We start from the raw sequence: 3,705 nt of genomic DNA on the forward strand, positions 1-3,705 counted from the left end.
CAAGAAGGTGTTCAAGCAAGAAGGTATCAGTCAGAGTGAAAATGTGGTAGCGATGCCTGAATTTCTAGGGAATGAGAAGTAATTTCACAGCTTATATCAATACACAAACATTAGAATATCCCGTAGTGGGACGACACTACAACTTCTACGATTCTACTCCGCTACTACCCTATGGATTGAATGGATTAAATACGATCGCAGTATTTTTAGAAGACAGTAGTGTCGTCCCAGTAGGGTGGGCACTGCCCACAGACAATTTTTGACATAGTAATATGGATATTGAGAGTGTTTAAAATCGCTCGATTAGTGTAGAGATGGCTCGATATCGTAGCGTACCATAGCTAATCGAATTAAACAGTTTAAACTCTTATTGCTTCGGCTCTAAATGGTCTGTGGGCAGCGCCCACCCTACAATTTTAATACTTTGCTAAAGTTACCGATCGAATAACGTACCGAAAATAATCGATAAAAACAGTTTAAGTGATTATTGCTATTGTAAATGTTTTGTGGGCAACATCTACCCTATAATCTTGGATTGTGCTAATTTATTCTAATCTTTTAAACTCTTGCGACAAGGCATCTTCTTCAGTAGTGTAGATAATGTCTCGATCGGTAATTTTATGCTGTTTGGCAAACTGCTTGGCATATTCTAACTTATCTCGAACTATATCACTTTTTCGCAGCACTTTTACTTGCTGCTGTCGAAAATGATTGCGTTTTTTAACTTGTCGATCTTGATGTTTAACCCAAAAATACCGGACGCAGGGGATTGCAACTAACCCGACTCCATACAGAGCGATTACCGTCATCACACTGCCGATGAGACTACTCGATATCCCCTGGAGCAATATTGCCAAGATCCCGATACCGACTAGGTTAGCAGCAAATAGGGCGATCGCCCAACTCTTTTGAGTGGGCGTCGCTTTAGTAAATTTCCATTTGCGTTCGCGTAATGATTGTGGTACGCGGGTAGATTTACCAGGAACCTCTTTAAGCGTAGTTTGTAGCTCGGGAAAATGATATACCAATTGCCCAGTCGGACTGACTTCTGGAATCCCATTGAACTTAGCGAGAACGGGTAACATGTAGTTCTCATATTCTCGAACGTATCCTTGTTCCAGGTCGTCTAAGTATGGCGCAATTTGTTCGCCGATCGCAACTCCATGTTGACGATGAATCAAATTGCCAATATAACTCCACCGCCGCTGTTCGAGATCGGCATTTGGATTGCCATCGCCAAACAGGACTGAAAATACTGCTTCTAAAAAATTGATTGGTTTGCGCTGGGTTTTAGATCTAATCGGGGCGAGATCGCTAGTATTTTTAGTTGTCATGGGTGCAGAGCTACTCGACGAATGCGAGTTACTACCACCCCAATCAAAAATCCCTAACACGCAACTACCACCATCGCAGTCACCGCCATCGCTACTAAATAGTGCAGCGAGGGTAATCGCTAAAATCGTCAGATAGACGACACTAATTGAAGTGATTAATAATACCCCAAACGAGATCTTAATCAGGTAAAATCCGATCGACCAGACGCGTGCTAGTCCAGCTTGAAATCGCAGTTTGACATATTTTCGTAATAAAACTTGCCGAAAGTCGGGAGCTAAAACATAAACGATCTCCCCCGTATCGGTGACTTGGAGATGTCCCCCGGTTTGATTCGCCAAAGCTAGCAATCCCGAACGTGCTGCTTCGAGGTGAATGCCAGTATGGGTAACGACATCTGCACAAGTTACTCGATAGCCGAGTTGTTCTACCGCTGTCATGAGTTGAGGATTGGCATTCATCATACACTTTCCTAAATATATCCGCCTGTGCGATCGTGAATCGATGCCATCCCGAGCAGTTGGAGCTGTTGTTTATTCAGACTCCGTTCTCAAATTCTAGCCAAATTTCCGCGCGACTGACAGGCTGGTAATTGGGACGCTGGTTAGCGATTATGTCTGGGTCAAATTTTGAGTCAGTACCGCCGCGCCATAAGCGGCTTCTTGATGCTGGGAGCCGAAGATCGGGACGGGAAGGTATCGCTGCCGAATTTTTGTCCAGGTGGCATTTTTGGCACCACCGCCAGCGGTGTAGATAGCTGTTAGCGGTGTCGCGCCTAGTTCTGCTAATAGCTCGTAGCCGCGCGCTTCGATTTTGGCAATCCCGGTAAGTAAACCATGCAGGAACTCTACCGGACAATCGGGTTGCGGCGTCAGTCGCGGTACTAAATTAGGATCGTTAATCGGGAAGCGATCGCCGGGAGTTAGTAAGGGATAATAATCGAGCTGGCTGGGAAGATCGGGATCGATTTCGGCACTCAAGCTTGCCAATTCGGTATCGCTGAAAAAGTGTCTCAACACTGCACCACCCGTATTTGAAGCGCCACCCACCAGCCACAAATCGCCCAAGCGATGACTGTAGATTCCATAGCTCGGCGCGTCCACCCGCGTGTGTGAGAGCAATTTGATGACTAATGTCGAACCTAACGATGTCACAGCGACTCCCGGTGTCGTCACGCCACTAGCGATAAACGCCGCAATACTGTCGGTAGTCCCCGCACATACCACACACTCCGTTGCTAAACCCAATTCCCGCGCAACTGCTGGTAACACCGTCCCAATCGGCGTACCCGGTGCCAACACCTGCGGCAATAACGGGCGATAAGGGTGTGTTTCGAGCCAATCGGGATAACTTAAGGATTCGACATCGTAGCCTAGTTTGAGGGCATTGTGATAGTCGCTGATGCCCAGTTTGCCGTGGAGCTGAGCAGCCAGCCAGTCGGCTTGGTGGAGGAAATAATGCGCCTGTCTAGAATTTAAGTCGGGAAAATTAGCTTGACTCGCCATCCAGTATAATTTTGAAAGGCTGGAAGTCGCACTGAGCGCCAGATGTCCGCTCGGGACGATCGATCTCAATTGCGATAATACCGCCCGAGCGCGATCGTCATGATATAAAATTGGCGTGCCGATTAATTGCCCGCGATCGTCGCATAATAGTACCGTTGAAGAAGTACCATCGATCGCAATCCTCATCACTCGCGATTTAATCGTGGCGGGAACTGCCTGAATCAGATTAAATAGTGTCTCCCGCCACAATTCATCTGATAACTCTCTAGTTCCCCACCACAGCACGTTACGATCGGTATCGATCGCGACTAATCTCGCTCCAGATGTGCCAAAATCTATGCCGAGAGAAACTGTCATATTTTTATTTTGTAGCCAGAGTTACATGTTTGCTTAGTCCAACAATGATACAAAAAGTCAGGTTGGTGCATCTACAAATAGTATAGAGACACACATTACAGGAGTAACTGAAATTGAAAAAGATCGTCGCCATCATTCGTCCGTTCAAACTGGATGAAGTAAAAATCGCTCTCGTCAACGCAGGTGTTGTCGGGATGACTGTCTCTGAAGTCAGAGGATTTGGCAGACAAAAGGGACAAACCGAACGCTATCGCGGCTCGGAATATACTGTGGAATTTCTGCAAAAGCTCAAGGTAGAAGTTGTGATCGAAGATTCTCAAGTTGACATGGTAGTTGACAAGATCATCGCCGCAGCTCGCACCGGAGAAATTGGCGATGGCAAAATCTTTGTCAGTCCCGTCGAACAAGTCGTCCGCATTCGGACTGGTGAGAAGAATGTCGAAGCTGTCTAATCTCTAGCTAACACATTTCTATTTCCTAATTTAAACAACTAGCCGAGGTTTCATCCTTG

4 protein-coding genes are annotated in these 3,705 nt (G+C 46.3%); 2 read left to right on the top strand and 2 right to left on the bottom strand.

Annotated features, from left to right (window positions below; all coding sequences use genetic code 11):
• Positions 1–71: 71 nt before the first annotated feature.
• Entirely contained in the window at positions 72–263 is a 192-nt protein-coding gene (locus tag RMO35_RS11435) for a hypothetical protein (RefSeq protein WP_309741322.1), read from the top strand.
• 282 nt (positions 264–545) lie between these two features.
• Here the strand turns inward: RMO35_RS11435 and RMO35_RS11440 are convergent, their stop codons facing one another.
• A complete protein-coding gene (locus RMO35_RS11440; RefSeq protein WP_309741323.1) occupies positions 546–1,796 on the bottom strand; it encodes a hypothetical protein in 1,251 nt (416 codons plus the stop codon).
• A gap of 147 nt (positions 1,797–1,943) precedes the next feature.
• Positions 1,944–3,194 carry an FGGY-family carbohydrate kinase gene (locus RMO35_RS11445; RefSeq protein ID WP_309741324.1) on the bottom strand — a complete coding sequence of 417 codons (1,251 nt, stop codon included), beginning with the start codon at positions 3,192–3,194 and terminating at the stop codon, positions 1,944–1,946.
• A 113-nt stretch (positions 3,195–3,307) separates the two neighbouring features.
• Between RMO35_RS11445 and RMO35_RS11450 the strand changes: the two genes are divergently transcribed.
• Positions 3,308–3,646 (top strand): P-II family nitrogen regulator, encoded by a 339-nt coding sequence (locus RMO35_RS11450; RefSeq protein WP_295614375.1) that lies wholly within the window; start codon positions 3,308–3,310, stop codon positions 3,644–3,646.
• Positions 3,647–3,705: the final 59 nt, after the last annotated feature.

Source organism: Chamaesiphon sp. OTE_20_metabat_361 (genome assembly GCF_031364565.1).

What these genes read in the sequence shown, in the direction of transcription:
- RMO35_RS11435 (WP_309741322.1), top strand. Translation starts at nt 72, where the DNA reads ATGAGAAGTAATTTCACAGCTTATATCAATACACAAACATTAGAATAT.
- RMO35_RS11440 (WP_309741323.1), bottom strand. Translation starts at nt 1,796, where the DNA reads ATGATGAATGCCAATCCTCAACTCATGACAGCGGTAGAACAACTCGGC.
- RMO35_RS11445 (WP_309741324.1), bottom strand. Translation starts at nt 3,194, where the DNA reads ATGACAGTTTCTCTCGGCATAGATTTTGGCACATCTGGAGCGAGATTA.